Annotated in this window: 28 protein-coding genes; 9 read left to right on the forward strand and 19 right to left on the reverse strand. The window is 59.0% G+C overall.

From position 1 onward, the window contains the following. The 4 genes from ABWV79_RS19240 to ABWV79_RS19255 are packed head-to-tail and all read right to left on the reverse strand — an operon-like array spanning window position 1 to window position 4,042. Window positions 1–2,448 (reverse strand): GcvT family protein, encoded by a 2,448-nt coding sequence (locus ABWV79_RS19240; protein WP_353394015.1) that lies wholly within the window; start codon window positions 2,446–2,448, stop codon window positions 1–3. Window positions 2,449–2,463: 15 nt separating this feature from the next. Beyond that, window positions 2,464–2,844, reverse strand: a complete 381-nt coding sequence (locus ABWV79_RS19245; protein WP_353394017.1) for a GFA family protein — start codon at window positions 2,842–2,844, stop codon at window positions 2,464–2,466. A gap of 4 nt (window positions 2,845–2,848) precedes the next feature. Next, window positions 2,849–3,472, reverse strand: coding sequence for a LysE family translocator (locus ABWV79_RS19250; protein WP_170355367.1), 624 nt, complete (start codon window positions 3,470–3,472; stop codon window positions 2,849–2,851). After that, on the reverse strand, window positions 3,473–4,042 hold the full coding sequence (locus ABWV79_RS19255) for a helix-turn-helix domain-containing protein (protein ID WP_353394019.1): 570 nt from the start codon (window positions 4,040–4,042) through the stop codon (window positions 3,473–3,475). Window positions 4,043–4,099: 57 nt separating this feature from the next. Here ABWV79_RS19255 and ABWV79_RS19260 point away from each other — a divergent pair, with 57 nt between their 5' ends. Next, window positions 4,100–4,441, forward strand: a complete 342-nt coding sequence (locus ABWV79_RS19260) for a DUF1294 domain-containing protein (RefSeq protein WP_353394021.1) — start codon at window positions 4,100–4,102, stop codon at window positions 4,439–4,441. A 6-nt stretch (window positions 4,442–4,447) separates the two neighbouring features. Here the strand turns inward: ABWV79_RS19260 and msrC are convergent, their stop codons facing one another. Next, the gene (gene msrC, locus ABWV79_RS19265; protein ID WP_353394023.1) at window positions 4,448–4,900 is read right to left on the reverse strand and encodes a free L-methionine (R)-S-oxide reductase MsrC; all 453 of its coding nucleotides are present in this window, start codon (window positions 4,898–4,900) and stop codon (window positions 4,448–4,450) included. A 59-nt stretch (window positions 4,901–4,959) separates the two neighbouring features. After that, window positions 4,960–6,132, reverse strand: a complete 1,173-nt coding sequence (locus ABWV79_RS19270) for a thiolase family protein (RefSeq protein ID WP_353394026.1) — start codon at window positions 6,130–6,132, stop codon at window positions 4,960–4,962. 102 nt (window positions 6,133–6,234) lie between these two features. Between ABWV79_RS19270 and ABWV79_RS19275 the strand changes: the two genes are divergently transcribed. The 3 genes from ABWV79_RS19275 to ABWV79_RS19285 all read left to right on the forward strand — a co-directional run bounded on the left by ABWV79_RS19275 (window position 6,235) and on the right by ABWV79_RS19285 (window position 8,825). Next, a complete protein-coding gene (locus ABWV79_RS19275; protein WP_170527408.1) occupies window positions 6,235–6,573 on the forward strand; it encodes an STAS domain-containing protein in 339 nt (112 codons plus the stop codon). A gap of 42 nt (window positions 6,574–6,615) precedes the next feature. Then, window positions 6,616–7,038, forward strand: a complete 423-nt coding sequence (locus ABWV79_RS19280; RefSeq protein ID WP_353394028.1) for an ATP-binding protein — start codon at window positions 6,616–6,618, stop codon at window positions 7,036–7,038. A 209-nt stretch (window positions 7,039–7,247) separates the two neighbouring features. Then, on the forward strand, window positions 7,248–8,825 hold the full coding sequence (locus ABWV79_RS19285; RefSeq protein ID WP_353394030.1) for a gamma-glutamyltransferase family protein: 1,578 nt from the start codon (window positions 7,248–7,250) through the stop codon (window positions 8,823–8,825). Window positions 8,826–8,847: 22 nt separating this feature from the next. Here the strand turns inward: ABWV79_RS19285 and hspQ are convergent, their stop codons facing one another. Continuing rightward, complete coding sequence (hspQ, locus tag ABWV79_RS19290; RefSeq protein WP_353394032.1) at window positions 8,848–9,174, reverse strand: heat shock protein HspQ; 327 nt, start codon at window positions 9,172–9,174, stop codon at window positions 8,848–8,850. Window positions 9,175–9,254: 80 nt separating this feature from the next. On the opposite strand from hspQ, the gene ABWV79_RS19295 reads away from it, so the two are divergent. Both ABWV79_RS19295 and ABWV79_RS19300 read left to right on the forward strand, forming a co-directional pair. Continuing rightward, complete coding sequence (locus ABWV79_RS19295) at window positions 9,255–10,136, forward strand: AEC family transporter (RefSeq protein ID WP_353394034.1); 882 nt, start codon at window positions 9,255–9,257, stop codon at window positions 10,134–10,136. A 60-nt stretch (window positions 10,137–10,196) separates the two neighbouring features. Further along, entirely contained in the window at window positions 10,197–10,778 is a 582-nt protein-coding gene (locus tag ABWV79_RS19300) for a transglycosylase SLT domain-containing protein (protein ID WP_353394036.1), read from the forward strand. A gap of 12 nt (window positions 10,779–10,790) precedes the next feature. Here the strand turns inward: ABWV79_RS19300 and ABWV79_RS19305 are convergent, their stop codons facing one another. From ABWV79_RS19305 to ABWV79_RS19320, 4 genes are all read right to left on the reverse strand, one after another. Further along, entirely contained in the window at window positions 10,791–11,387 is a 597-nt protein-coding gene (locus ABWV79_RS19305) for a LolA family protein (RefSeq protein WP_353394038.1), read from the reverse strand. 39 nt (window positions 11,388–11,426) lie between these two features. Next, window positions 11,427–14,324 carry a DNA translocase FtsK gene (locus tag ABWV79_RS19310; protein ID WP_353394040.1) on the reverse strand — a complete coding sequence of 966 codons (2,898 nt, stop codon included), beginning with the start codon at window positions 14,322–14,324 and terminating at the stop codon, window positions 11,427–11,429. Window positions 14,325–14,338: 14 nt separating this feature from the next. Further along, window positions 14,339–15,520: an aminotransferase class I/II-fold pyridoxal phosphate-dependent enzyme gene (locus ABWV79_RS19315; RefSeq protein WP_353394263.1), complete on the reverse strand. Its 1,182-nt coding sequence runs from the start codon at window positions 15,518–15,520 to the stop codon at window positions 14,339–14,341. 107 nt (window positions 15,521–15,627) lie between these two features. Further along, window positions 15,628–16,956: an amidase gene (locus ABWV79_RS19320; RefSeq protein WP_353394042.1), complete on the reverse strand. Its 1,329-nt coding sequence runs from the start codon at window positions 16,954–16,956 to the stop codon at window positions 15,628–15,630. A 52-nt stretch (window positions 16,957–17,008) separates the two neighbouring features. Here ABWV79_RS19320 and ABWV79_RS19325 point away from each other — a divergent pair, with 52 nt between their 5' ends. Further along, window positions 17,009–18,271 (forward strand): FAD-dependent monooxygenase, encoded by a 1,263-nt coding sequence (locus ABWV79_RS19325; protein WP_353394044.1) that lies wholly within the window; start codon window positions 17,009–17,011, stop codon window positions 18,269–18,271. On the opposite strand, the gene ABWV79_RS19330 is transcribed toward ABWV79_RS19325, so the two are convergent. The 6 genes from ABWV79_RS19330 to ABWV79_RS19355 form a co-directional block, all read right to left on the reverse strand. After that, window positions 18,268–18,447 carry a Trm112 family protein gene (locus ABWV79_RS19330; RefSeq protein ID WP_170355381.1) on the reverse strand — a complete coding sequence of 60 codons (180 nt, stop codon included), beginning with the start codon at window positions 18,445–18,447 and terminating at the stop codon, window positions 18,268–18,270. The two genes, ABWV79_RS19325 and ABWV79_RS19330, sit on opposite strands and share 4 nt — an antisense overlap. Beyond that, window positions 18,444–19,085, reverse strand: a complete 642-nt coding sequence (locus ABWV79_RS19335; RefSeq protein ID WP_353394046.1) for an LON peptidase substrate-binding domain-containing protein — start codon at window positions 19,083–19,085, stop codon at window positions 18,444–18,446. Before ABWV79_RS19335 ends, ABWV79_RS19330 begins: the two co-directional genes overlap by 4 nt. A gap of 27 nt (window positions 19,086–19,112) precedes the next feature. Further along, the gene (gene trxA, locus ABWV79_RS19340) at window positions 19,113–20,030 is read right to left on the reverse strand and encodes a thioredoxin (protein ID WP_353394048.1); all 918 of its coding nucleotides are present in this window, start codon (window positions 20,028–20,030) and stop codon (window positions 19,113–19,115) included. 76 nt (window positions 20,031–20,106) lie between these two features. Further along, the gene (locus ABWV79_RS19345; protein WP_353394050.1) at window positions 20,107–20,895 is read right to left on the reverse strand and encodes an exodeoxyribonuclease III; all 789 of its coding nucleotides are present in this window, start codon (window positions 20,893–20,895) and stop codon (window positions 20,107–20,109) included. 83 nt (window positions 20,896–20,978) lie between these two features. After that, window positions 20,979–21,971: an NAD(P)H-dependent flavin oxidoreductase gene (locus ABWV79_RS19350; RefSeq protein WP_353394052.1), complete on the reverse strand. Its 993-nt coding sequence runs from the start codon at window positions 21,969–21,971 to the stop codon at window positions 20,979–20,981. Between the two features lie 223 nt (window positions 21,972–22,194). Next, entirely contained in the window at window positions 22,195–22,881 is a 687-nt protein-coding gene (locus tag ABWV79_RS19355; RefSeq protein WP_170355386.1) for a response regulator transcription factor, read from the reverse strand. Window positions 22,882–23,042: 161 nt separating this feature from the next. On the opposite strand from ABWV79_RS19355, the gene ribA reads away from it, so the two are divergent. Together ribA and ABWV79_RS19365 are read left to right on the forward strand one after the other, a co-directional pair. Beyond that, the gene (gene ribA / locus ABWV79_RS19360) at window positions 23,043–24,137 is read left to right on the forward strand and encodes a GTP cyclohydrolase II (protein WP_170355387.1); all 1,095 of its coding nucleotides are present in this window, start codon (window positions 23,043–23,045) and stop codon (window positions 24,135–24,137) included. Then, a complete protein-coding gene (locus ABWV79_RS19365) occupies window positions 24,134–24,634 on the forward strand; it encodes a L,D-transpeptidase family protein (protein ID WP_353394055.1) in 501 nt (166 codons plus the stop codon). The genes ribA and ABWV79_RS19365 overlap by 4 nt, the downstream gene beginning before the upstream one ends. Here ABWV79_RS19365 and ABWV79_RS19370 read toward each other — a convergent pair. Then, complete coding sequence (locus ABWV79_RS19370; RefSeq protein ID WP_353394057.1) at window positions 24,618–25,277, reverse strand: YggS family pyridoxal phosphate-dependent enzyme; 660 nt, start codon at window positions 25,275–25,277, stop codon at window positions 24,618–24,620. The two genes, ABWV79_RS19365 and ABWV79_RS19370, sit on opposite strands and share 17 nt — an antisense overlap. 102 nt (window positions 25,278–25,379) lie before the next feature. Beyond that, window positions 25,380–26,393, reverse strand: coding sequence for a porin (locus ABWV79_RS19375; RefSeq protein WP_353394059.1), 1,014 nt, complete (start codon window positions 26,391–26,393; stop codon window positions 25,380–25,382). Window positions 26,394–26,407: the final 14 nt, after the last annotated feature.

A 26,407-nucleotide genomic window follows, 5' to 3' on the forward strand; every position in this document is an offset into this window, starting at 1 on the left:
TCAGGCCCGCAGCCGGTCGTTGGCCGGATCCCAGAGGGGTTGATCCTCTTGCACCACAGCGGGGTATTTCTGGCCGTAGATCTCGACCTCCAACGCGGTGCCCGGATTTGCCAGTTCCGACTTGATCATGCCGAGCGCGATGGATTTGCCCACGCGATAGCCCCATGCGCCCGATGTGGTCTCGCCCACGATCTGATCGCCTTGCCAGATGCAGGACATGTAAGGCGCGTCGCAGTCACCGGCCTCGACCGTCAGGGTAACGAAGGACTTCTTCACCCCCTGCTGCTTTTCGTTCAGGATCGCGGCCTTGCCGGGGAAATCCTGCGGCTTATCTAGTTTGACGAAGCGCCCCAGCCCGCCTTCCAGCAGAGAGTAATCTGTCGACAGGTCGCCCTTCCACGCGCGGTAGCCTTTTTCGATCCGCAGCGAGTTCAGCGCATACATGCCAAACGGCGTGGCACCAGCCTCAAGGATCGCGTCATAGATCGCAGGCATGTCGTCGTTCAGAGCGTGAACTTCCCAACCCAGTTCGCCAGCAAAGGATACACGGATCAGATAGGCGGGTTTCCCTGCCACAGTGGCGGCCTGATGGGTCAGCCAGCCCAGCGACAGATCGGCATCGGTCAGACCCGACAGGATCTCACGCGATTTTGGGCCGGTGACGATCAGCGTGTCGCGTGTGGTGGTAACATCCTCGACACTGACACCCGAGGGCATCGCATTCACCAGAATGTCCCGGTCGTGCCATTGCGCGGTGGCGGCGGTGATCATGACGAACTCATCCTCACCCAGACGCAGGCAGGACATCTCGGTCAGGATGCGGCCCCGGTCGTCGGCGATATAGACCAGATTGATCCGGCCCACCTTGGGCAGACCGCCCGTCACCAGCCCACGCAGCGCCTCGGCCGCGCCTTCTCCCTTAACCATGAAGCGCGAGAAACCCGGCAAGTCCAGCACGCCGCAATGGTCGCGCACGGCCTCGCATTCTTCTTTGATCCGCTGCTCCCACGGGCCAGAGCGACCCCATGTATGCGTCGCATCCAGCGAGGTATCGTCGCCCGGCTTGGCGAACCAATTGGCGCGTTCCCAGCCGTTATAGGCACCCATCACGCCGCCCAGTTCCTTGATCTTGTCATGAACCGGAGACAGCTTCTTGTCCCGCGCCGCAGGCCATTCGTGATGGGGGAAGTGCATGGCGTATTCGTTGCCATAGACCTCCATGCCCTTCTGGTTGCAATAGTCTTGATCGGTGTAGTCGGTGTAGCGGCGTGGATCGACGGCCCACATATCCCATTCGGTCGCGCCATCGACGATCCATTCGGCAAGCACCTTGCCAGCGCCACCGCCCTGCGCGATGCCGAAGGTGAAGGTGTGCGCCTCGAACGCGTTCGTCACGCCGGGCATTGGCCCGATCAGAGGCAACCCATCCGGCGCGTAAGGAATCGGCCCGTTGATCACCCGACCCACGCCAGAGGTTGCCATAAGCGGCACCCGCTCCATCGCGTCGGTGACGATATCCTCGATCCGGTCAAGATCATCGTTCCAAAGCTGGAAGCTGAAGTCTTCGGGCATCGGATCGTCTTCGGTCATCCAATGGCCTTTGCAGTTGGGCTCATACGGCCCAAGGTTGAAGCCGTTCTTCTCCTGCCGCAGATAGTACGAGATATCCACGTCGCGCAGCAGCGGCAGCTTGCCGCCATGCTCTTTCGACCACGCCTCGACCTCTGGCACTTCATCGGTCAGCAGGTACTGGTGGCTCATGACCATCGCTGGCACTGTGCGCCCGCCGAACGGTTTGAACCACTCGCCCACACGCTGTGCATAGTATCCGGCGGCGTTGACCACATAGTCACAGGCGATATCGCCCTTTTCGGTGTGCACGGTCCATGTCCCGTCCTCGTGCTGAGTCACGCCAGTTGCGGGGCAGAAGCGGATGATTTTTTGCCCCATGTCCCGCGCGCCTTTGGCCAATGCCTGCGTCAGCTGGGCCGGGTCAATGTCGCCATCTGTCGGGTCGTACAAAACGCCTTCCAGGTCGTGGGTTTCAAGGAACGGATAGCGTTCCTTGGCTTCTTCCGGCGTCCACATCTCCATCGGGATGCCTTGATAGCGACCCATGGACATCGCGTGTTCGAACTCCTGCATCCGCTCCTTGCTGTGCGCCAGACGGATCGACCCCGAGACGTGGTAGTTCATCGGATAATCAACCTCATCGGCCAGCCGCGAATACAGCTCGGTCGAATAGCGCTGCATGTTCATGATCGCCCATGAATTGGAAAAGGTCGGCACATTCCCGGCCGCGTGCCATGTGGAGCCCGCCGTCAACTCGTTCTTTTCCAGCAGAACGCAGTCGGTCCAGCCCTTCTTGGCCAGATGATAAAGCGACGAACAGCCGACAACGCCGCCGCCGATGATGACCACACGGGCCTTGGTTGGAAAATCACTCATGGTTTTGCTTCCCTGTTAGTATGCCCGCTGGGGCAGATCGTCCTGAATGTCGTAGTAGTCGCCCTTGTCGGCGACGAAGATATGTTGGGCGAGTTTCAGCCCGGTGGGCTCGTCCAGAGACCCTATTGAAACCGCAATCGTGTCCTCATCATTGTGCTGCCAAAATAGGAACGATCCGCAGACGCTGCAAAAGCCGCGCTTGGCGATGTCCGAGGCGCGATACCAACCAAGCGTCTCGCTGGAGGTAAAGCTGAGGTTGTCTTCATGCGTCTCGCAGGAGGCCCACAGATGACCCGATTGCCTGCGGCATTGGCCGCAATGGCAGGCGTTGGGCGCAGCAAGGTCTCCGTCAATGGTGAAGGCGACCTTGCCGCAGAGGCAGGAACCCGTGTGCATGTCTTTACCCCCTTGCTGTAGGCGTTGCGCTGGTACCCAGCAACACGCCGTAGATGATGAAACAGGTCGCCATCACGCGGCGGACCCAGACGTTGAACACAGCACCCAGCGCAGCCTTGCCCATCAGCGCACCCAGCAGGGTGAACCCGGTGTAGCTGAGCGTTGTGATGACCAGCGCGGTGGGCATGATCACCCCCATCTGCTGCCAGACCGGCACGTCGGGTTGAACGAATTGCGAAAACGCCGCCAGATACCCGGCCACGCTTTTAGGATTGATAGTCGCCACCGCCAGTGCGTGCAGATAGACGTGGCGCGCGGGTCGCTCGGACGCGGGCGCAGGTTTGCTGGCGTTGATCCAGCCGCGGATGCCCATCCAGATCAGGAATCCCGCGCCGATCAGTTTGGCGATGAAGAACCCGGTGGGTGAGGCCGCGATCAGCGCCGTCACCCCCAGCGCCGATAGGATAAGAAACGCGCTGGCCTGTGTCAGGATCGCCAGCACACCCAGCATCGCCTTGGCAAAGGGCAGGCTCATCCCGTTCGAGATGCAATTGACCGCATTCGGCCCCGGTGTGGTGACGAACACCACCCAGAACAGAGCGAATATGGTCCAGGCCTCAAAGCTCATTCAATACACCGGCGGGGCGATAACCCAGATGGCCACGGCGGGCTCATCATAGGGGTTCGCCCAGTGATAGGGTTCGTGTTTGATACGGAAACTGTCCCCCGGCCCGACCGAGAATTGCCGCCCTCCAATCGTCAGGTTCAACCGCCCCGAGATCATATAGCCGACCTCTTGCGTCGGACGGTCGGCGGGGGTCTGCATCTGCGAGCGGGGCTCGAAGGTGGAATGCACCATTTCGAAATCGTCGGTCAGATCGGGTGAGAGCAACTCCTCGATCAGTCCTTCCTCACCCGATCCCATTGGACGGCGCGAGCCCGCGCGAACCACATAACCCTGTTCATCTGCCGGGGCGGCAGAATGGGCAAACAGCATCGACATGGGCACGCCCAGACAATCGGCCATCTGCCGCAAGTCCGAGATGGACGGATCGGACTTATCCCGCTCGACCTGGCTCAGCCACCCGACCGAGCGGTTCAGCTTTGCCGCAATCTCGCTCAGCGTCAGCCCGCGCGCTTTGCGCAGGGCGCGGATATCAGCACCAAGGGTCGCGCTTTGGGGGGCCTGCGAGTTCAATTACTGCTCCGTGTTGTCGTGAAATTTCATCCCTGTTTTTCACGATGGCGCGAATCAATGAAAAAACCAAGCGTTTTTTCACTTGGGCCACGCGGCCGCGTTCGGTATCGGTCATGCATGTGGATTGCAGTGATGTATCTTTGGGCGATCAATACCCTGACCCTGCTGGCTTTTGGCTGGGACAAACTTCGCGCGCGGCGGCGCAAGCGCCGGGTGCCGGAACGACGTCTGCTATGGCTGGCTGCGCTGGGTGGCAGCCCCGGAGCCATAGTCGGGCGGTGGATATTCCGCCACAAGACCCGCAAACGGGGATTTTCGAGATGGTTATTTGCAATCCTGATCGGTCAGGCCGCTGCTTGCTATGCTGCCTTCACCTTTCTGCCCCCGCTGCTCGGCTAACCGACCTCAGCGTTCGAACACTTCGCGGAGGATAGAGGCAAGCCCATCGGCATCTGCCTGAGTAAACGCATCGGGCAGATCGCTGTCGATATCAAACACCGCGATCACCTCACCCTGCGCGTCAAAGACCGGTAGCACCAGTTCCGACCGGGTTGAGGACGCACAGGCGATATGGCCGGGAAATGCGTCCACGTCAGCCACAAGCTGCACCTCTTGGGTCCGGGCCGCTGCGCCACAAACGCCACGGCTAAAGGGGATGACAAGACAACCGTGGCCACCTTGGTAGGGACCAATCTTAAGCAGGTCGGGCTCAGTCACCCGATAAAACCCGGTCCAGTTAAAGCGATCATCGCTGTGATGCACCTCGCAGGTGACAGTCGCCATCAGAGCGACCTTATCCGTTTCACCCTCGGTCAGAGCGGCAATGGCTTTGGCAAGCTGCGCATAGTCGACGGTCATGGTCACTGGTCCGGATCAATTTGCTTTGTGCAGCGACCTATGCCGAAAACACCAAAGCGTCAAACCCGTTCGATTGCGATCGCCGTCCCTTCACCGCCACCAATGCAGATGGCCGCCACACCCCGTTTGAGGTTCCGCTTTTCCAACGCATTCAAAAGCGTGACCATGATCCGTGCGCCCGAAGCGCCGATTGGGTGCCCTAGCGCACAGGCCCCTCCGTTGACATTGACGATGTCACGGCGCAGGCCCATCTCGCGCATGAAGGCCATGGGGACGACCGCAAAGGCTTCGTTGACTTCCCACAGATCCACATCGTCCTTGGACCACCCGATTTTAGCCAACAAGGACTGCGCCGCAGGAACGGGAGCAGTGGTGAACAAACCCGGTGCCTGAGCAAAGCTGGCATGGCCAAGAATGCGCGCGCGTATGGTAAGCCCGCGGGCCTCGGCAGCATCGGTCGACGCCAGAACCAGAGCCGCAGCACCGTCCGAGATAGAGGAAGAATTGGCTGCCGTTACCGTCCCGTCTTTGCGAAATGCTGGTTTTAGCGTCGGAATTTTTTCGGGACGCGCCGATTGCGGTTGTTCATCAGCCGAATGGGTGATCTCTCCCTTACGAGAGCGGGTCACGACAGGTGTGATCTCCGCGTCAAAAGCACCGGTTTCCTGCGCGGACAGCGCGTTGGACAACGAACGCAAGGCGTATTCATCCTGCTCTTCACGTGTGAACTGATAAGCCTCGGCACAATCCTCGGCGAAGGTTCCCATCAGACGGCCTTTGTCATAGGCATCCTCGAGCCCATCCAGAAACATGTGGTCTACGACCTGCCCATGACCAATCCGAGCACCGCCACGCATCTTGGGCAGCAGATAAGGTGCGTTCGTCATACTCTCCATCCCGCCGGCAATCATCGTGTCGGAATGACCCAAGGCGATTTGGTCGTACGCAATCATCGCAGCCTTCATGCCCGACCCGCACATCTTGTTCAGTGTGGTGGCTGGAACGTCCTCGCCAAGCCCGGCAGCAAAGCCCGCCTGCCGCGCGGGCGCCTGACCCTGACCGGCCGGCAAAACGCAGCCCATCAGAACCTCGTCCACTGTGTCGGCCTGTGCGCCATCAAGCGCCGCACGGATTGCGGCCCCACCTAGTTCGGCAGCGGCGACCCCATCGAACATCCCCTGAAATCCACCCATCGGAGTGCGTGCAGCCCCTGCGATCACGACCTGTTTCATACGGATGCTCCTCTCAACTTCCCTACCTTTGGATACCGAATGGTAAGATTTGCCGTCTAGCGTATTTCTACCATTTATTTTCAGTTTGAAGGATAGTTGCGTATGAGCCTGACCAGCAAAACGACTGACACAACGCAGGTCATTACGGTCCATTCCGACCGGATTGATGCCGCGATGGCCATCCAGTTTAAAGAAGACATGCGAAGCACGGCACAAGGCGGGGCGCCACGGGTCGTCCTGGATTTGACGGATGTGGAATTCATTGATTCCAGCGGGCTTGGGGCCATCGTGGCATCGATGAAGCAACTCGGCAGCGAAAGACGTCTGGATCTGGCCGGGCTGCACCCGTTTGTCGAAAAGGTGTTTCGGCTGACGCGCATGGATACGGTGTTCAAGCTGTACCCAACATTGGACGATGCGCTGACGGCTGCGGCGGACTGACGGATCTGAATGGGCGCAATGGCCATGTGCGACGAGAATTGCATGGATTTGAACTTTGCCGCGACCGAGGCTGAAGCCAGCACTGGCATCGCCAGAATTAGCACCTGCCTAGAAGCTCAGGGCCTGCCGCAACACAAAGCTGCCGACGTCAAGATAGCGTTGGCCGAGGCGATCAATAATGTCGTTGAACACGCATATGCGGGAATTACACCGGCAAAGGTCAAGGTCAGATGCCGATTGCACGAAAACTGGCTTGAGATCCTGATCTCGGACACAGGCAACCCACTGCCGGGGTTTCGCGTACCTGACGGAGTCCCTGCCCCGCTTGGCTCCTCACTGAATGACCTGCCCGAAGGTGGGTTTGGCTGGTTTCTGATCCATGAATTGACCAGCGAAATCCGTTATGAACACGCGAACGGCTGCAATTGTCTGTCCCTGCGCTTTGACTTTCCACGCTTGGGTTAGACCAAAAATGTCACAATAACGCCCAGATCAGACCATTGTCGCGCCGCAAACAAAGAGCAAAAGTTAACTCGTAGCTCAGATAGCTTCCCTCGGCGCCAAGTGTCACAGCCCCCACCCAGTGAACGGCGCCGAGGAACTTCCCCTTGATTTGACTGGACAATACCAACCCGCGCGATACGTTCGGCGCGTTCAGTCACGGGAGCATCACCATGCGCGATTTCCATACACCGGGCCGGTCACAGGTTCTGGCGACCGAAGGCATGTGTGCCACGTCACATCCTTTGGCGGCTCAGGTTGCGTTGCAAATTCTGCAGCAGGGCGGCAATGCGATGGACGCCGCGATCGCAGGAGCGGTCTTGTTGGGAATTTGCGAGCCGCAAATGACCGGTATCGGCGGCGATTGCTTTGTACTTTTCAATCGCGCGGGCGAAAACACAGTTCGGGCTCTTAACGGATCAGGTCGCGCGCCTGCTTCGGCCAAAGCGCAAGACCTGCGCGCCAAGGGTTTGGAGACTGTCCCCTTGAACACGCCCGAAGCTGTGACAATCCCCGGTGCGGTGGATGCATTTTGCCATTTGGCTGATACCGAGGGAAAACTCGGGCTTGAAACCATTCTACGACCCGCGGTTCACTATGCCGAAATCGGGGTTCCGGTCGCGCCGCGGGTGGCATTTGACTGGATATCGGGCGCATCCAACCTGCAAGGCGCTGCACGAGACCACTATCTGTTCAACGGAGTCGCACCCAAAATCGGGCAGGTTTTTCGCGCGCCCGGTCAGGCCCAGGTGCTGCGGCAGATTGCCAAATACGGCAGGGATGCGTTTTACACCGGTGACATCGCGCAGGACATGATCGATGCCCTGACAAGCCGCGGCGGCGTACATACAGAAGCGGACTTCGCCTCGACCGCCTTTTCCAAGACGAAACCGGTGAGCGGCCAGTACCATGACACCGAACTGTTCGAACATCCGCCCAACGGTCAGGGGGCCACGGCGATTCTTCTGCTTAATATTCTGAAGAACTTTGATCTTTCCGGTATGGACCCGTTCGGGGTCGAGCGTATTCATATTGAGGCTGAAGCCTCAAAATTGGCCTATGACGCCCGCAACCGGTTCATTGCTGACCCCGATCATATGGCACAGGCTCCGAAGTTCACTGATCAGGGTATTGCCGACAGCTTAGCCGCGTTAATCGACCCCAATCGCGCGATGCAAGTTGCTGCACCGGTCACTGAGGCAATTCACAAAGATACGATCTATATCACCGTCGTCGATCGCGACCGAATGGCAGTGTCACTGATCTATTCGATCTTCCACAGTTTTGGCTCGGGCATCGCATCCGAGAAATATGGGATTTTGCTGCAAAACCGTGGCGCTGGGTTCACGCTGCAACAGGGCCACCCCAACGAAATGGGTGGCGGCAAACGCCCGATGCATACCATCATTCCAGGCATGGTCATGCAGGACAACCGGATCACTATGCCCTTCGGCGTGATGGGCGGAGCGTTCCAGCCAACCGGCCATGCGCGCCTGTTGTCGAACCTCACCGATCACGGTTTGGGCCTTCAGGCCAGCATCGACGCGCCACGCGCATTCGCTGATGGGGGCGTACTGAAACTCGAGCGCGGAATTCCGCGCAAGGTGTCTGAACAATTAGGCGATATGGGTCACAAAGTTGAAATTCCGGAAACCCCGCTCGGCGGCGCTCAGGCAATCCTCATCAAAGAGGACGGTGTGCTTGAAGGCGCAAGCGATCCCAGAAAAGACGGTTGCGCGCTTGGCTATTGACCAAGCGCCGGCTGCCCCGTTGTCAGTTCAGGTGAAAGTGCAAAGGGTACGAACCGTTTTCGAACGGACCGAACATGTCGGGAATATCGGGATGTTCCACCGGTTCGCCCGACTGGTCAGCAACCAGATTTTGTTCAGAAACATAAGCAACATAGAAGGATTGGTCGTTTTCGGCCAGCAAATGATAGAACGGTTGTTCCCTGAGCGGACGACTGTCTTCCGGTATCGCTTGATACCATTCTTCCGTGTTCGAGAACTCCGGATCCACATCAAAAATGACCCCTCGGAAGGGATGTTTCTTGTGGCGAACCACCTGACCCAGACGGTACTTGGCGTTTGTCTTCAGCATATCTTCAGCCCCCAAAGGTCTTACTACTCTTTTATGCGCCGAAATGCCAATCAATGATCGGAAATTAAGGGAAACAGTCTGTGAACCTCTTACTGACAGTGTTTGAAATCGTTGCTCCGGTCTTTCTTTTGGCCGGAATCGGCTATGCGTGGGTCAGGTTCGGATTCGAATACCGACTGGAATTCGTGACTCGTTTGGCGGTCACGCTTGCAGTACCCAGCCTTATTTTTGTTGCCCTTATGCAAACTGAGATTCCCGCAGGCGAGCTGACGCGGTTCACACTGGCGGCCATTGCTGGCCATCTGGTACTTGCTGTCGCGTTCGGTTTATTTGTGCGGTTTTCCGGGCTGGATCGCAGAACCTATCTTGCACCGCTCATCTTTGGAAACACGGGCAATTTGGGGCTACCGCTTTGCATTTTTGCCTTTGGCCAGGCCGGGCTTGGATTTGCCGTGATCTTTCTGGCCGTCACTGCACTTTTCTCTTTTACATACGGGATTTATCTGGTTGCTGGCAAAGGCGCGTTTGGCAAAGTAGCACGCGAACCGATGGTATGGGCCACTTTGCTAGGCGCGCTATTTCTGTGGCGCGGGTGGGAAACGCCACTGTTCCTGACCAATACACTGGATCTGTTGGGGCAAATGGCTATTCCAATGATGCTGATCACTGTAGGCGTCGCAATAGCGCGCCTGACCACCCGGAAACTGGGGCAAGCTATCTGGCTTTCAGCGTTGAAACTGGCGGTCTGTTTCGCGCTTGGCTGGAGTATCGCACTGGCGTTCGGTTTGGATTCGGTCGCATTCGGGGTTCTGGTGCTGCAAATGTGTGCGCCCGTGGCCGTGACCTCTTACTTGCTGGCCGAACGCTTCGAAGCCGACGCGGACGCAGTAGCGGGTATGGTTATGGTCTCGACCGTGTTGTCGGTGGGCGCAATGCCTATAATTCTAGCTATTGTGCTGTAGCGTTTGTGATTTCCAAAACGCTCAATCTGCGCTAGAATAAAGAAAAAAGGCACGAGGCACATGAGCAGAATTCTTATCGTACTCTTCGGGGTGCTGCTTTTGGCATCCTGTAGTGGCGGCTCGAAACAGCCGCCCAGCAAGCTGAATGACGCGTGCAGCATTGCGCGCGAGCGACCCGACTTTATCAAGGCATTCAAAACCACAGAGCGGAAATGGGGTGTCCCAGTTCACGTACAGATGGCGACAATCTATCAGGAAAGCCGCTATCGGCACGATGCGCGCACTCCACACCAATACGTGCTGGGTGTCATCCCGATGGGCCGCCAAAGCAGCGCCTATGGCTTTAGCCAAGCTTTGGACGGCACGTGGGAGGAATACCAGCGCGAGACCGGCAAACGCCGTGCCAAGCGGGACCGTATCCGTGATGCGTCCGACTTTATTGGCTGGTACATGACAAAAAGTTTAGATCGCAATGGCATCCAACTGCACGACACGCGTAACCAATATCTGGCGTATCATGAGGGCCATACCGGCTATGCTCGCGGCAGTCATTACAGCAAAACTTGGTTGTTGAACGTCGCCAACGATGTGGATGCGCGCGCCAAACTGTATCAGGCACAACTGTCAGGCTGCCGTTACTAAAAGGTCAGCGGGTCAGCGATTGCCTGACCCGCTTCTGGTCCGGCTCGAGAAGAGGTTGTTATCCAGGTTCCCGCCCGTCTCAAGCGGCCCTAGCAAGACCGTAGTCTGGCTGCCTGCGTTGTCATGGATCACCCATTTGCGCAGCTCTACCGGATCGCCGGTGAACATCAGTTCGATCCGGCCCGAATCCGGGTTTTTGGGATCTTGCGCTGTCACGACCGTGGCCGTGCCGTCAAAGTCGTGCCCGACCACCATATTCGCCTGACCCAGATTCACATTCCGCGCCAGAACCAATGACAGCGGTGTGCGCCGCAAGGGGTATTGCTCGGGTGGTTGATTGGACTTTGGGTCGAAAATCTGAACCGTCCCAGCCCGCGCCAGAACAACAGCGCTGTTAGGCGGGTCGTATTCGAACCGCATCTTGCCCGGCCGTTCAATCCACAGCTTACCGGTGCTGAGCGACCCGTCATCATTGACCTGAGTGAAGGTGGTCTGAACGGTTTTCAACTCGTTCAGATAGTTTGATATCTGCGACAATGGCAGCTTGTCGGCGGCCCACACGGCGGGTGCGGCCAATGTCAAAGCAAGGGCAAAAGCAATCTGTTTCATAAGGCACAGATAGGCGCTTTGCCCTTGTTATTAAATATCCTATTGCTCGGGGACGAGGATTTCGCGCTTTCCGACGTGATTGGCAGCGGAAACAACGCCTTCGTCCTCCATCTGCTCAACCAGACGCGCGGCTTTGTTGTAACCGATGGCAAGTTTCCGCTGGATATAAGAGGTCGAGCACTTGCGATCCTTGATCACAATCGCCACAGCCTGATCATAGAGAGCGTCCTCGCCATTGGTGTTGCCACCGGTATTCAGGCCAAGAACTGCATCGATATTGTCGGCCTTTTCCTCGGCCGGACCATCGACTACACCGCTCATGTAATCGGGCGGGCCGAACTGTTTCAGGTGGTTGACGATTTCTTCGACCTCTTCGTCCGACACGAACGGGCCGTGGCAACGGGTGATCTTGGCCCCGCCGGCCATATAGAGCATGTCGCCCTGCCCCAGCAGTTGCTCGGCACCCATCTCGCCCAAAATGGTGCGGCTGTCGACTTTCGAGGTCACCTGGAACGAGATCCGGGTGGGGAAGTTTGCCTTGATCGTGCCGGTGATCACATCGACCGAGGGCCGCTGCGTCGCCATGATCAGGTGAATACCCGAGGCCCGCGCCATCTGCGCCAGACGTTGAATACACGCCTCGATCTCTTTGCCCGCGACCATCATCAGGTCGGCCATCTCGTCGACGATGACGACGATATAGGGCATTGCCTCGGGCGCGAATTCTTCGGTCTCGAAGGTGGGTTCGCCGGTTTCATCGTCAAAGCCCGTTTGGACCGTGCGGCTGAACATCTCGCCCTTGGCCAACGCATCCTTCACACGGCCATTATAGCCCGCGATGTTGCGCACGCCCATCTTGGACATCTTGCGATAGCGATCCTCCATCTCGCCCACGACCCATTTCAGGGCGACAACCGCCTTTTTCGGGTCAGTCACAACGGGCGACAGTAGATGCGGAATGCCGTCATAGACCGACAGTTCCAGCATCTTGGGGTCGATCATGATCAGGCGGCATTCATCGGGTGTCAACTTGTACAGCAGCGACAGGATCATCGTGTTGATCGCCACCGATTTACCAGACCCCGTGGTCCCTGCGATCAGCAGGTGAGGCATCTTGGCAAGGTTCGCCACGACCGACTCACCGCCGATATCCTTACCCAAGGCCAACGGCAGCGCATGGTTGCCGTCGCCGAAATCACGACTGGCAAGGATTTCACGCAGCACCACCATCTCACGGTTTTCGTTGGGCAGTTCGATCCCGATGACCGAGCGCCCCGGCAGGGTCGAAACCCGCGCCGACAGCGCCGACATCGAGCGTGCGATATCGTCGGCCAAACCGATCACACGGCTGGCTTTCAGACCGGGTGCGGGCTCTAGTTCGTACATAGTAACAACCGGACCCGGGCGAACACTGACGATCTCACCCTTGACGCCATAGTCATCCAGAACGTTTTCCAGCATCCGGGCGTTTTCCTCCAACGCCTCATCGCTGAGGTGATGGCGCTGAATGCTGGCGGGGTTGGCCAGCAGGCCCAAAGGCGGCAATTCGAAATCGGAATGCTTGTCCTCGAACGACAGCGCAGGTTGCGCTTCGGCCTGCGCGCGGCGCGAAGGCTGCGGCGCGCGACGCACAGGTTGCGCGACAACCGGTTTGCGCGGTTCAGCCACCGGGATTTTCATTGCCGGGCGCGACTGAGGGGCGGGCTCGGGTTCAACCATCGGCTCATCCTCGAACACGGCCTCATCATAGTCCGGCTCGGGCGCAAAATCCTGATGCAGAGGTTCCTGCCACTCGGTTGATTCTGCCGTCAGCATCGGCTCGGGTGGCAAACCAGTCGAGGTCATCGGCGGTTCCGGCGGCAATTCGCCCGCACCAGAGTTCAGGATCAACGGATCAGGCCCACGCCCCCGCCCCTTGGTCAGCGGCAGGTTCGGGTCATGTTCGGGCGACATTTCACCCGCGGCGACCTTGCGGTTGCGCACAGCGGCGGAAATCTTGGACCGGATGCGGTCTTCGCCCGGCATCTCTTCAAAATCGGCGAGAGGCTCGCGGTCGATCAATTCGGGCTCGGGCATAGGGTCCGGGCGGCGGATCAGATCGGGGATACGCGACAACAAGCCCGATTTCACGGGCTCGGGCGCAGTCAGCGGAGGCTCTTCGAACAGCGGATCGGCGTAAGCCAAGTCATCGTCGAACACGGCTTCGGCAGCTTCGACACGCGCGGCTTTGCGCTCATCCCATTGCGCGCGGCGGTCACGAGCCGCCTGCGCGGTTGCCGACGCACTGCGGCCCAGCAGGTTCATCAGCGTGTCGTAAGACATCACCAAGCCCAGCAAAAACGCCCGGAAGCCTTTGCGCACATCGTCCTTGGTGAAGCCCAAGACGAAAATGCCCAGCGCCAGCATCCCGAGCGCCATGGCCAGCGACATCAGCTTGACCATGAAATGCGATGCGACCGGCAACAGGGTCAGCAACGCGCCCATGACGGTGTCGCCAAACAGCCCTCCAAGGCCGAAACTATGGGTCGAACGCCAAGCCTCATCGGGTACCAAAGTCGCTGCATAGACCGAGACGACGGCAATCCAGATCGGCGCAAAGATCAGCCGGGCGATCGCGCGATCCTCGCCAAAATGTCCCGCAAATCGCACGCCCCAGCCGATCAGAACTAAGGCAATGCTCCAGCTGCCCCAGCCCACGATCATGAACAACGGCGCCGCGATCGAGGCCCCAATCCGCCCCATCCAGTTCTGCACCGGCGCATCGGTCGAGACCATCCAGTTCGGATCATCCGGCGTGTAGGACCAGATCATAGCAGCAGCTGCCAGCCCCAGCAGGATCAAGGCAATCCCGATCAGCTCTTTACTGCGCCGTTCAATGGCGGCTTGCGTTGTACTGTCCAGCAATGGATCGCGGTTGCGCGCGTTCAATGATGCCATTTTGCCCTCGTACCTCACGAATAGATGCAGTCGCGGAGCGTAATCAGCCCCTGCTGCAACTCTGTTTTTGGAGCCACAAGCGCGGCCCGAATAAAATGCTCGCCCGGGTTTTGTCCCGGATCGCCTTGGGAAAGATATGCGCCTGGCAGAACCCGAACGCCGGTTTCACGCCACAGCTTCAATGCGGTCTCTTCGCCGTTATCGACCGGTAGCCACAGGAAAAACCCGGCCTCGGGTGACATATAGCCTTGAACACCCGCAAACACTTCATCCGCGATGGCGTATTTTTCCTGATAAAGCGCGCGGTTCTGGATGACATGCTCTTCGTCCGCCCAAACTCGTGCAGCGGCGGCCTGCAACGGCAAAGGCAGTGGCGATCCGGCATAGTTGCGCAGCTGTTTGACCCGTTTGATCGTATCCGGCCCGCCCGCAATCAGACCCGAGCGCAGCCCTGCCAGGTTCGACCGCTTCGAGAGTGAGTTGAACAGCACCACACGTTCAGGATCTGCGCCCATCTCTTGTGCGACGGTCAGAGCGCCGACCGGTGCCTCGTCGCGGTAGATTTCGGAATAACACTCATCGGCGAAGATGCGGAAATCGTATTTCTCAGCAAGCCCGATCAGTTCGGCCCAATAGTCGCGCGAGGCCACAGCGCCCTGAGGGTTGGCGGGTGAACAGATATAGGCCGCGACGGCGCGGTTCAGCACATCCTCGGGCAGACCTGCATAATCGGGCAGGTGTCCAGTGGCCGCAGTGGCCGATACAAAAACAGGTTCCGCCGCGACCGAGATCGAGGCCACCATATAGACCTGATAGAACGGGTTCGGGCACAAGACGACCGGCTTCTGGCCATTCTTTTCCTCGGGGCACAGCGCCATGGCGGCGTTATACAGCCCCTCGCGCGTGCCGTTCAGGGCCATCACGTTGGTGTCGGGGTCCATCGTCACGCCATAGCGGCGCGCGATCCAGTCGGTGATCGCGCCACGCAGCTCGGGTGAGCCTTCGTTGGGCGGATAGCCTTGAAACCCTGCGGCATTCTCAGCGATCACATCCGTCACCCAGGCCGGGAAATCGTGCATCGGCGCGCCGATAGTCATGTGAACCACATCGCCGCCCGGTTGATGGTGGTCCAACAGGGTGCGCAGACGCGGGAAAGCGTATTCCGGTAGGTTCGAAAACCGCTCGGGGAAATTCATATCTACTGCCTCAAGTTCGGGATCATAGCGCCCCGTTTTCAGGCAGGTTACAGGCCGCACCCCGTTTCGTCCAGCCAAAGTGATGGCGAATCAGGGGATTGTGGCATTCAGGCCAATGCCGCCTCGGCCGCTGATCCGATCCGTAACAGAGCCTCCTCGGACCCAGGATAGCCCATCATCATCAACCCGCAGCCTGGTGTTCCTGTCGGTAAGGTCAGCGCGGCCAGCCCCATCAGGTTGCCGATCCGCGTGTTGCGCAAAGCAAGCAGGTTTTCAGTGACGTAATAGTCGTGATCGGTCAGCAACCGATCCAGATTAGGCGGTAGAATCGGAGCAGTCGGTGCCAGAACAGCATCAAACCCGGATGTGGCCGCATCCCAGGCAGCGCGAGAGGCCTTCAGCTTGGACCACGCCGCGATGTAATCCGCACCCGAGACATTCTTGCCCGTGCGGAACCGTTCGAGGATTTCTGGATACATCGCATCCGGGTTGGCTTCGATCACATCGCGCCACAGGCCATAGGCCTCGGTCGTGTAAAGCACACCGGACAGCGCCATCGCATCCGTCAGTTCGGGCACTTCCAGCGGTACGATCTCGGCCCCGGCATCGCGCAAACGCTCCAGCGCGCTGTCATATGCGGCGCGAGGAGTGTCGCGCAGGTTATCCTTGGCGATATTTTGCAGATCAGCAAAGCGGCGGCCTTTCAGGCTGGCCCCACGCAGATCGGCGGGTGTGCCGCCTTCCAACAAGGCCAGCATATGCGCCGCGTCCTCAACCGACCGGGCCAGCGGGCCCACAGTGTCGAAGCGCAGGCACAGCGGCACCGTGCCTTCAAGGCTGACCCGCCCAGCAGTTGTTTTCAGACCCACCAGATTGTTCCATGCGGACGGAATACGCACCGAGCCTCCGGTGTCGGACCCAATCCCACAAGCCGCCAAGCCCCAAGCGACCGAGGCCGCCGCGCCCGAGGATGACCCGCCCGGCACGGCATCCACATCATCAATGCAGGGCGGCGTGTCGGTGATGGGATTCAGACCAAGGCCCGAGAAGGCCAGCTCGCTCATATGGGTTTTGCCCAGACAGACCGTGCCCATGGCCGTGGCGTTGCGCACGACAACCGCGTCCGCCTGCGGCACCCGGCCTTTCAGCAGGGCCGATCCGGCCTCGGTCCCGGTGCCCGCGGTATCGAACAGGTCTTTCCAGCTGATCGGAACCCCGTCCAGCAGTGACCGGCGCAGACCCAGCGCAGCGCGATCCTGCGCGGCTTTGGCCTCAGCCCGGGCGCGGTCGTGGGTGACGCGCGCATAGATGCGGTCGCGGTAGGGATGGGCGTCGATGGCGGTCAAATAGGTCTCGGTCAGCTCGACCGGGTCAATCTGGCCCATGCCGATCCCCCGCCCCAGATCACACGCCGTCATGGTCAACCAGTCCTGCATCCCTGCCCCCTTGGAAAATTCTGCTGACGGGACGGTAGCGACAGGACCGCACATGGACAATCCCGAAAGGGGGCGCATATTGCGGGGCATGGAACACAAGACCGATATACTGATCGTAGGCGGCGGCCTGAATGGCCCGGCTTTGGCTTTGGCGCTGGCACAGACGGGGCATTCCGTCACCGTCATCGACAGTTTGGCCCAAAAAGTCCGCAAGAACGCGGCGTTTGACGGACGTGCCTATGCACTGGCGCTGGCCTCGCAACGGCTGCTGGATGCTGTGGGTGTGTGGGACAAGGTCTCTGATCACGCCCAACCCATGCTGGAGATCAAGGTCACGGATGGACATGCGGGCGCGGGCCCCTCTCCGTTCTTCATGCATTTCGACCATGCCGAGATCGAAGAGGGCCCGATGGGCTTTATGGTCGAAGACCGCCACCTGCGCCGCGCCTTTCTGGACGCCATGGCCGAGGAGACCCGAGTCACGCAGATCAACGGACGCACAGTTGTCGCGCAAGAGGCTGACGCGACCGGCGTGACCCTTACACTGGATGATGGCGCGACCGTTTCGGGTGGGCTGCTGGTGGGCTGCGATGGCCGCCGCAGCGGCACCGCCGCGCGCGCAGGGATCAAGCGGACGGGGTGGGACTACGGCCAAACCGCGCTGGTCTGTGCAATTGAACATGACCTGCCCCATCACGGTATCGCGCATCAGTTCTTCATGCCGCCCGGCCCTCTGGCGATCCTGCCACTAACCGGCAATCGCAGCTCGATCGTCTGGAGCGAACGGACCGAGGCTGCCGAGCGCATCAATGCGCTGCCCCAGGCCGATTATCTGCAAGTCCTGCGCCCCCGGTTTGGGGATTTTCTGGGCGACATTCGCATCGCCGGAGACCGGTTCACCTATCCTCTGAACCTGACCATCGCCAATTCCTTTATCGGTGACCGCATGGCTCTGGTCGGGGATGCCGCCCACGGGATGCACCCGATTGCAGGCCAAGGGCTGAACGCTGGTTTGCGCGATGTGGGCGCATTGGCCGAAGTTCTGACCCTCGCCGGACGGCGCGGCGAGGATATAGGATCGGTGCTGGTGCTGGAGCGCTTTCAGGAATGGCGGAGGTTCGACACGGCCTCTCTGGCAATGGCGACGGATGTGTTCAACAAGCTGTTTTCCAATGATAATCCGCTGCTGCGGATGGGCCGCGATATCGGGATGGGGATCGTCGGATCGCTGCCGGGCCTACGGCGCGGCTTTGTGCGCGAGGCCGCAGGGTTGACCGGAGACCTGCCCAAACTGCTGCAAGGCCGCGCGATCTAGTCCAGCTCGCGCGCCTCATCGACCAGCATAACAGGAATGCCATTGCGGATCGGAAACGCCAGCCCGGCGGCTTTCGACACCAACTCCTGCTTGTCCGCGTCATAATGCAGGGTCGTGTGGGTCTGCGGGCAGATCAGCGCCTCAAGCATGTGGCGGTCAAACGCGTGTTCAGTCATTGTAAGTGGTCCTCGTTCGATCCGCCGCGCATCGCAAATTCGATCAATGTTACCAAGGTCTCACGGCGGGTGCGCAGACAGGGTGCCTCAAGTAGCGCCTGTTTTTCTTCGGGGTCGAAATCCAGCAACATCGACAGCGAATTCACCAGCAGCTCATCATCCGCATCTTTCAACGTGTCCCAATCCGTCGATAGGTTTTGCGACGAAAAGAATTTTTCCAACAGGTTCAGGAAACGCGGACGATTGAACCCGTCATCCTGTTCGGTTTTACCCAGATCGCGGTCGAACCCCTCCCACGACACGGCACAGCGGCGATAGGGGGTGAAAGCGTCCAACTCGGACCGGATGCGGAACCGCGAGACCCCGGACAGCGTGATCAGATAGCGCCCATCTTCGGTCTCGGAAAACTGCGTCACACGGCCTGCGCAGCCGATCTGGTGAAGACGCGCGTCGTCGCTGGCAGACGGGTTGGGTTGCACCATCCCGATCAACCGTTCCGGTGTTTTCAACGCATCATCCAGCATCTGCAGATAGCGCGGCTCGAAGATATGCAGCGGCAGGCGCGCGCGGGGCAGCAGCAGCGCCCCGGGCAGAGGGAATACGGAAATCGTTTCCGGCAAGTCGGCGGGATGCATCATGTACCCGAGTGTAGCTCTGATCGGAAATTAGGCAAATATCATCGAGCTGAGCTTACGCCGCCCGTTCAGAACAATCGGATCACTGGGCTTGAGTGCATCAAAGATCGTGAACAGCTGCGCCTTGGCCGCGCCTTCATTCCATTCGCGATCGCGACGGAACAGGTCCAGCAATTGCGCGACGGCCTCTTCCACATCGCCGTTCGCGTGCAGCGCCTGCGCCAGATCGAACCGGGCCTGATGGTTGTCGGGGTCGGCCTCAACCGCCGCCTTCAGCTCGGCCACGGGGCCCGCATCGGCAGCTTGTTTAGCCAGTTCCAACTGCGCATGGGCAGCTTCCAATTCGGGCGCGTTGGATATCTCGGCCGGGGCACCGTTCAGGATCGCTTCGGCCTGCTCCAGATCATCCGCCGCAATATGGGCGCGCACCAGCCCGCCATAGGCACCGGCGTGGTTGGGGTCTTCACCCAGAATGGCGGCAAAGGTCTGGGCGGCATCCGTGGCCGCGCCCTCGACCAGCATTTCCTCGGCTGCGGCGACGGCTTCGTCCAACTGTCCCCCGGGGCTTTCGCCACCCGCCGCTTCGATCACGCGGTCGATGAACGCTTTGATCTCGGATCCCGGCAGCGCGCCCTGAAAACCATCAACAGGCTGGCCCTTGTGAAACGCATAGACGGTCGGGATCGACTGAATGCGCAACTGGCCTGCGATCATCTGCGCCTCGTCGACATTGACCTTGACCATCTTGACCGCGCCCTTGGCGGCGGTGACGGCCTCTTCCAGCATCGGGCCCAAGGTTTTGCAGGGGCCGCACCACGGGGCCCAGAAATCGACAATGACCGGCACGTCTTGCGAGGCTTCGATGACGTCGGCCATAAACGTGGCCTCGGACCCGTCCTTGATCAGGTCAGTGGCGGCAGGGCCGGTGGCAGTGTTCAGAAGGTCCATGGCGATACGTCTCCGGTTCAAACTTGCGCCTTATATGCAGCCGCGCGTCGCGGAAACCAAGGGCAGATTTGTGCTGTTATAGGTCGAAAGTGGCAAAAACCGGGGCGTGATCACTGGGTTTCTCCCACCCGCGGGCGTCGCGCAGGACCCGGCTGGAATGCCCCGCGTTCGAGATATCGGGTGTCGCCCAGACGTGATCCAAACGCCGCCCCTTATCCGCCGCATCCCAATCGCGCGCGCGGTAGGACCACCAGCTATAAAGCTGCCCCTCGGGGATATCCTGACGGGTGACATCAACCCAACCACCTGCATCCTGTGTCTCGGCCAGCGCTTCAACTTCGATCGGTGTATGCGAGACGACCTTGAGCAGTTGTTTGTGTGACCAAACGTCATCTTCGCGCGGGGCGATGTTCAGGTCGCCAACCAGAATGGATTTCTCGGGCTTTTCGGCGCGGAACCAATCGCGCATGTCGGCGAGGTAATCCAGCTTTTGCCCGAACTTCTCATTCACCTCGCGGTCGGGCACATCACCGCCCGCAGGAACATAAAAATTCTGGATGGTCACATCGTTTTCCAGCCGCGCGGCGATGTGGCGGGCGTGGCCGAGACCGGCGAAATCCTTGTCGCCCACCTCCTCCATCGGGATACGCGACAGGATCGCGACGCCGTTATAGCCCTTTTGCCCGCGCGCAACCATGTGGGTATAGCCCAGTTCCGCAAAGCCTTCAGTCGGGATTTTCTCGACGGGGGACTTACACTCTTGCAGGCATAGCACATCGGGGGCCTCTTCCTGCAGCAATTTCAGCACGATAGGCTCGCGCAGACGCACTGAATTGATATTCCAGGTAGCAAGAGTGAAAGGCATGGGGGATTCCTTTATCGCGGTTACGCGCGACGTTAACGCGGTAGAAGACAAGGTGCCATCGGAAAAAGCAGCGCTTTCCCAGCCTATAATCGAGCAGGGGCGGAGTTAAAAAGCGCTTGCGCTTCGGTAAAAATCTCCTCGACGATTTGGGCGGCAGGCATGATGTCACGGACCATTGCAACACCTTGCCCAGACCAAAGTGACATCGCTTCGATATCCCCTTCTGTCCCTGACAACGGCGTATAGCTCTGGTATCGGACAACGTCCTCTCCACCCGGGCGCTGACCGATGATTTCGCCTTCGTTCGGGCGATGCCCCGGAGCGGCCGAGCCTGCTTCTTTCCACGTTTGCGCGGTAGAATTGGCTAACGCGCGATGTGGTGCTTGCGGCCATTTCACATCATACAGGTCAGTGTACCATTCGGTCTGCGCCTCAGACGCATTCAGCACTCGGCGGCGATAGTCTTCGTGTATCGTTGCCTCGGCACTGGCCAAAAACCGAGTACCAACCCAAACCGCTGAAGCCCCCAACATCAACGCAGCCGCCATACCGCGCCCGTCGGCGATTCCGCCAGCAGCAACAACAGGAATCGAAACCGTGTCCACGACGGCAGGAATCAGCGCCATTGTCGCGACCTGCCCCCAGACATGGCCACCTGCTTCCCACCCTTGGGCAACGATGATGTCCGCTCCGGCATCCTGCGCGGCCTTTGCCTCGGCAGCGTTACCGACACTGGCCATGACGCACAGCCCACCTTTCTTGGCGTCCGAGATGGCCGAAGGTTCCATCCCCCAGAACAACGAAACGGCGTGAACCTGCTTGTCGATACATACCCGCAGCTGCTCTTCGTACGGGAAGGCAAGGTTCAGATTGACGGCGAAATTGCGATCCGTCAGCGCACGCACGGCATCTATCCCGTCCGAGACCTGATCGGCAGGCTTACCCCATAGGGGAATCACTCCGTACCCGCCTGCATTACAGACAGCCGCAACAAGTTCAGGTCCAGCGGCCCCACCCATAGGGGCCGACAGAACGGGTTTTTCAATATTCAACAGAGTGCAGATTTCGTTTGCCAAGTCTCACGCCTCCCAATTCGTTGGGCAGAATTGGCACCGCGAACCACTGATAAGTCAAGCAGTTGGATCAAGACTATGGGGGAGCGCTCGAGCCAAAAAAAGCCGGGCCAAAGGCCCGGCAGTCCAACAGGGAGGTACATGTCATTACCCGGACATGCACGGGTTGGGAGTAACCTAAATATATCTTCAGAGTATCACTTTGATCTGCGTCATACCATCAAAGTTAAGATACCAACCGATATCCGCCCGATTCTGTGACCAAAAGGCGCGCGTTCGATGGATCGGGCTCGATCTTTTGACGCAGGCGATAGATGTGGGTTTCCAGCGTATGGGTGGTGACACCCGCGTTGTATCCCCAAACCTCATGCAACAGCACATCGCGCGCGACAACGCCATCAGCCGAACGATAGAGAAACTTGAGGATGTTCGTCTCTTTCTCGGTCAAACGGATTTTGCGATCTTCTTCGGTGATCAGCATCTTCATCGCGGGCTTGAAGGTGTACGGCCCCAGAACAAAAACGGCATCTTCGGATTGTTCGTGCTGACGCAGCTGTGCGCGAATGCGGGCCAGAAGAACCGGGAATTTGAACGGCTTAGGAACATAGTCATTCGCACCGGCATCCAGGCCCAGGATAGTGTCGGCGTCGCTGTCATGACCGGTCAGCATCAGGATCGGGCTTTTGACGCCCTGCTTGCGCATCAGGCGGCACAGCTCGCGGCCATCGGTATCCGGCAAGCCAACATCCAGAATAACCAGATCGTAAATCGCCTCGCGGGCGCGCTCCATTGCCGAGGCACCGTCTGACGCTTCGAACACGTCGAAGTCTTCGGTCATCACGAGTTGCTCACTCAGCGCTTCGCGTAGATCCTCGTCATCATCCACCAACAGGATTTTCTTAAGCTGTGCCATTCCCGGTCCTCCTAAGCCTTTTCGGACACTTGCGCGTAGAACACGCGTTCAACAAGGTTTGCTGCAATCGTCTCACGCCCTCGTGTCCGGCGAGTAGGAATTGTTTCACATTTCTTTCAGATCGCGCTAGAGGAGTTTTTGACCGTTATAGGGTAACATGCATGAGTCTCATTCCGGATATCTCTGAACTGCTGGCGCGGGCGCGGGCCGACCTGCGTATGGGCGTTCCGGTTGTGCTGACCGATGACACCGGGTTCAGCGTTGTCGCCATTGCCGCAGAAACACTGAGCGCACAACGGCTTGCCGATTTGCGTGGCCTGGATGGTGACCCGGTGGTTGCCATCACTGTTCGCCGGGCCGAGACGTTAAAGGCACGCGCTTATGACGGTGATTTGGCGCGGGTCGTGGTTCCGGCCGACGTCGATATTTCCTGGGTTCAGGCCGTGGCCGACCCCTCGGACGACCTGAACGCTCCGATGAAGGGGCCGTTGATGAGCGAACGTACGGGCAATGCGAACCTTCACCGTATCGCCATTGCCCTTACAAAATCCGCGCGGCTTCTGCCTTCTGCTGTTGTTGTGCAGATCGAAGATGGGCGCGGTTTTGCGGCCTCGAACGGGTTGACCTGCATCGACCATACCCGCGCTGCCCCGCATCTGGCAGATCGTAGCCTGCTGAACGAGGTGGTCGCCGCGCGCCTGCCCATGGAGGTTTCCGAGGCCGGACGCCTGCACGTCTTCCGCCCCGAAGATGGGGGTGAAGAGCATTACGCCATTGAAATCGGGCGACCAGATCGCAGCAAACCGGTTCTTGCGCGTTTGCACTCGGCTTGTTTTACCGGCGACCTGATGGGCAGCCTGAAATGCGATTGCGGACCACAGTTGCGCGGCGCGCTGGCGCAGATGGGATCTGAAGGGGCTGGTGTCCTGCTTTATCTCAACCAAGAGGGGCGCGGGATCGGCCTAGCCAACAAGATGCGCGCTTATTTCCTGCAAGATCAGGGTTTTGACACGGTCGAAGCCAATCACCGTCTTGGGTTCGAGGATGATGAGCGTGATTTCCGGCTGGGTTCAGATATCCTGAAGTCGCTGGGGTTCAACGCGGTGCGCTTGTTGACGAACAACCCCGCCAAAATCGCCATGATGGAAAAAACCGGCATTGCCGTGACCGAACGTGTACCTCTCAAGGTTGGTGAAACTGCACATAACCGAGGGTATCTGGCTACAAAAGCAGCCAAGTCGGGCCATCTGCTGTGACGCCAAAAGATCTGGTGCTGACGCCTCGTGGGATTCGGTTCGCTGGCCGCATGTTTCCATGTTCAATCGGAAAAGGCGGGCGTAGTCGGACAAAACGCGAAGGCGACGGCGCCACCCCAACTGGCGAGCACCAAATCGTCGGAATGCTTTATCGGCCAGACCGGATTTCACCCCCAACCGCTTGGGCGATTCCGATCGGGCCCCGCGACTTGTGGTCTGATGATGTGTGCGACGCGCGATATAACCAAATGGTCAGCGCGCCCTACGCCTGCAGCCACGAAAAGCTGCGCCGTTCCGACCCGTTATATGATCTGGTGTTGCTCACGGATTGGAACTGGCCGAATGCAATACCAGGGCAAGGGTCGGCCATTTTTCTGCATCAATGGCGGCGGCCAGGTTATCCAACTGAAGGCTGTGTCGCCTTCCGGCGCGATCACCTCCATTGGATTGCTGCCCATGTTCAACCTGGCACGCGGCTGATCATTCCTGAGGTTTAACGCGTGCGCCAAATATCGCAGATCCAACCCGCACATGGGTCGCACCCAGCGCGATTGCGCGCTCAAAGTCGCTGCTCATACCCATCGACAAGCCTGCCAAACCGTTGCGCTCGGCGATCTTGGCCAGCAAGGCAAAATGCAGCGCAGGTTCTTCTTCCACCGGAGGAATGCACATGAGCCCCTTCACAGGCAGGTCAAGGTCTCGGCACTCGGCAATAAACGCATCGGCGTCAGCTGGGAGAATCCCAGCTTTCTGATCTTCTTCACCTGTATTGACCTGAATAAACAGATCGGGACATGACCCAATCTCTTGCGCCAAACGGGCAACAGTTTTCGCCAGCTTCGGGCGATCGACCGAATGAATTGTGCTGAATAGCTCCATCGCCTGCCGGGCCTTGTTGGTTTGCAAGGGGCCAATCAGATGAAGGTCAATATCGGGGTAGGCTGCAGAGAATTCGGGCCACTTCCCTGCAGCCTCCTGCACGCGATTCTCACCAAAGCACTTATGACCCTGTTGCAGTACATCGCGGATACGTTCGTTAGGCTGCACCTTGGAGACGGCGATCAGTTGAACTGACCCTTCCGCCCGCCCGGCGGCGGTTTCGGCTTTGGCAATACGGGCAGAGATTTCCAGCAGTGACATGGGATTCCTCATTCTGGCTTGGGGGCAGAAAAACACCATGTCGATCAAAAAGAAAAGGGCAGGTCCGAAGACCTGCCCTTAAACCTTGCGGTTCAGATCAACTTAGAAGTTGAACTGAGCACCGAAGTCTGCGCGCAGCTGCGAGTCGTCGCAGATGTCACAGTCGCTGTTGCCGATACCACCGCGCAGCGATGCACCGCCACCCAGGTCGTACAGAGCACCGATACCGTACTGCTGCAGGTCACCGTCCGCGTTACCGTCGCCGTAAGCGAAGGTCAGGGTCAGAGCCGAACCAACATTGTAGGCCGCCGAAACACCCCATGCGGTGCCGTCGGTTTCGTCGACTTCGGTTTTATCGTCTGCGACAAACACAGTACCCGAGAAGTCACCGAATTCTGCGCCCAGCGTCAGAACCAGCAGGCTTGGATCGTCGTCCAGGATACCGTCCGAGTCGGTTTGACCGTATGCCAGAGCAGCAGTGATGTTGTTGAAGGTGTAGGTCGCGCTGATGTCCCAACGGTCAGCGTCGCTAGTTACACCCTGGCCTTGGAAGATGGTCGCTTGGTCATACGAAGCGCCAAATGCGAAGTCGCCAACTGCGTACTGGAAGAACACAGCGTTCGAACCCGAACCGGTCGACGAGTATGCCAGGAAGTTGTAGTCAACGCCCGAGTACTGGCCGATGAAGTTTTCCAGGCCAGGCTCGTTACCGTAGTAGTTTGCCAGGTTGTCGAATGCACCTGCGACGTTGCCCGCGTCAACACGCAGACCACCGTAGATGACCGAGAAACGCGCACCGTTCAGGCCAGCCGAGTTGGCTTCGCCGGTGCTTGCATCTTCGTCAGCCTGCAGACGAACACGACCCGAGAACTCGACGCCGCCGTCGGTTTCAACGTTTGCGTCCAGGTTCAGACGGAAGCGAGAAACCAGAATGGTCTCGTCGGCTTCGTTGAAGAAAGTGTTGGTTGCACCGCTTGCAGTGGTGGTGGTGGTCGTGAAGCCACGATCCTCCAGGTAACCAATACCAAAGCGGCCATAACCGCTGAATCTAACTTCGGCCGCGGCAACCGATGCGGTTGCGATCAGAGCGGTCGATGCGAAGAGAACTTTTTTCATCTTGTTTCCCTCGG

This window comes from Ruegeria sp. HU-ET01832 (genome assembly GCF_040371315.1).
In the GTDB taxonomy this organism is placed as follows: Bacteria; Pseudomonadota; Alphaproteobacteria; order Rhodobacterales; family Rhodobacteraceae; genus Ruegeria; species Ruegeria lacuscaerulensis_A.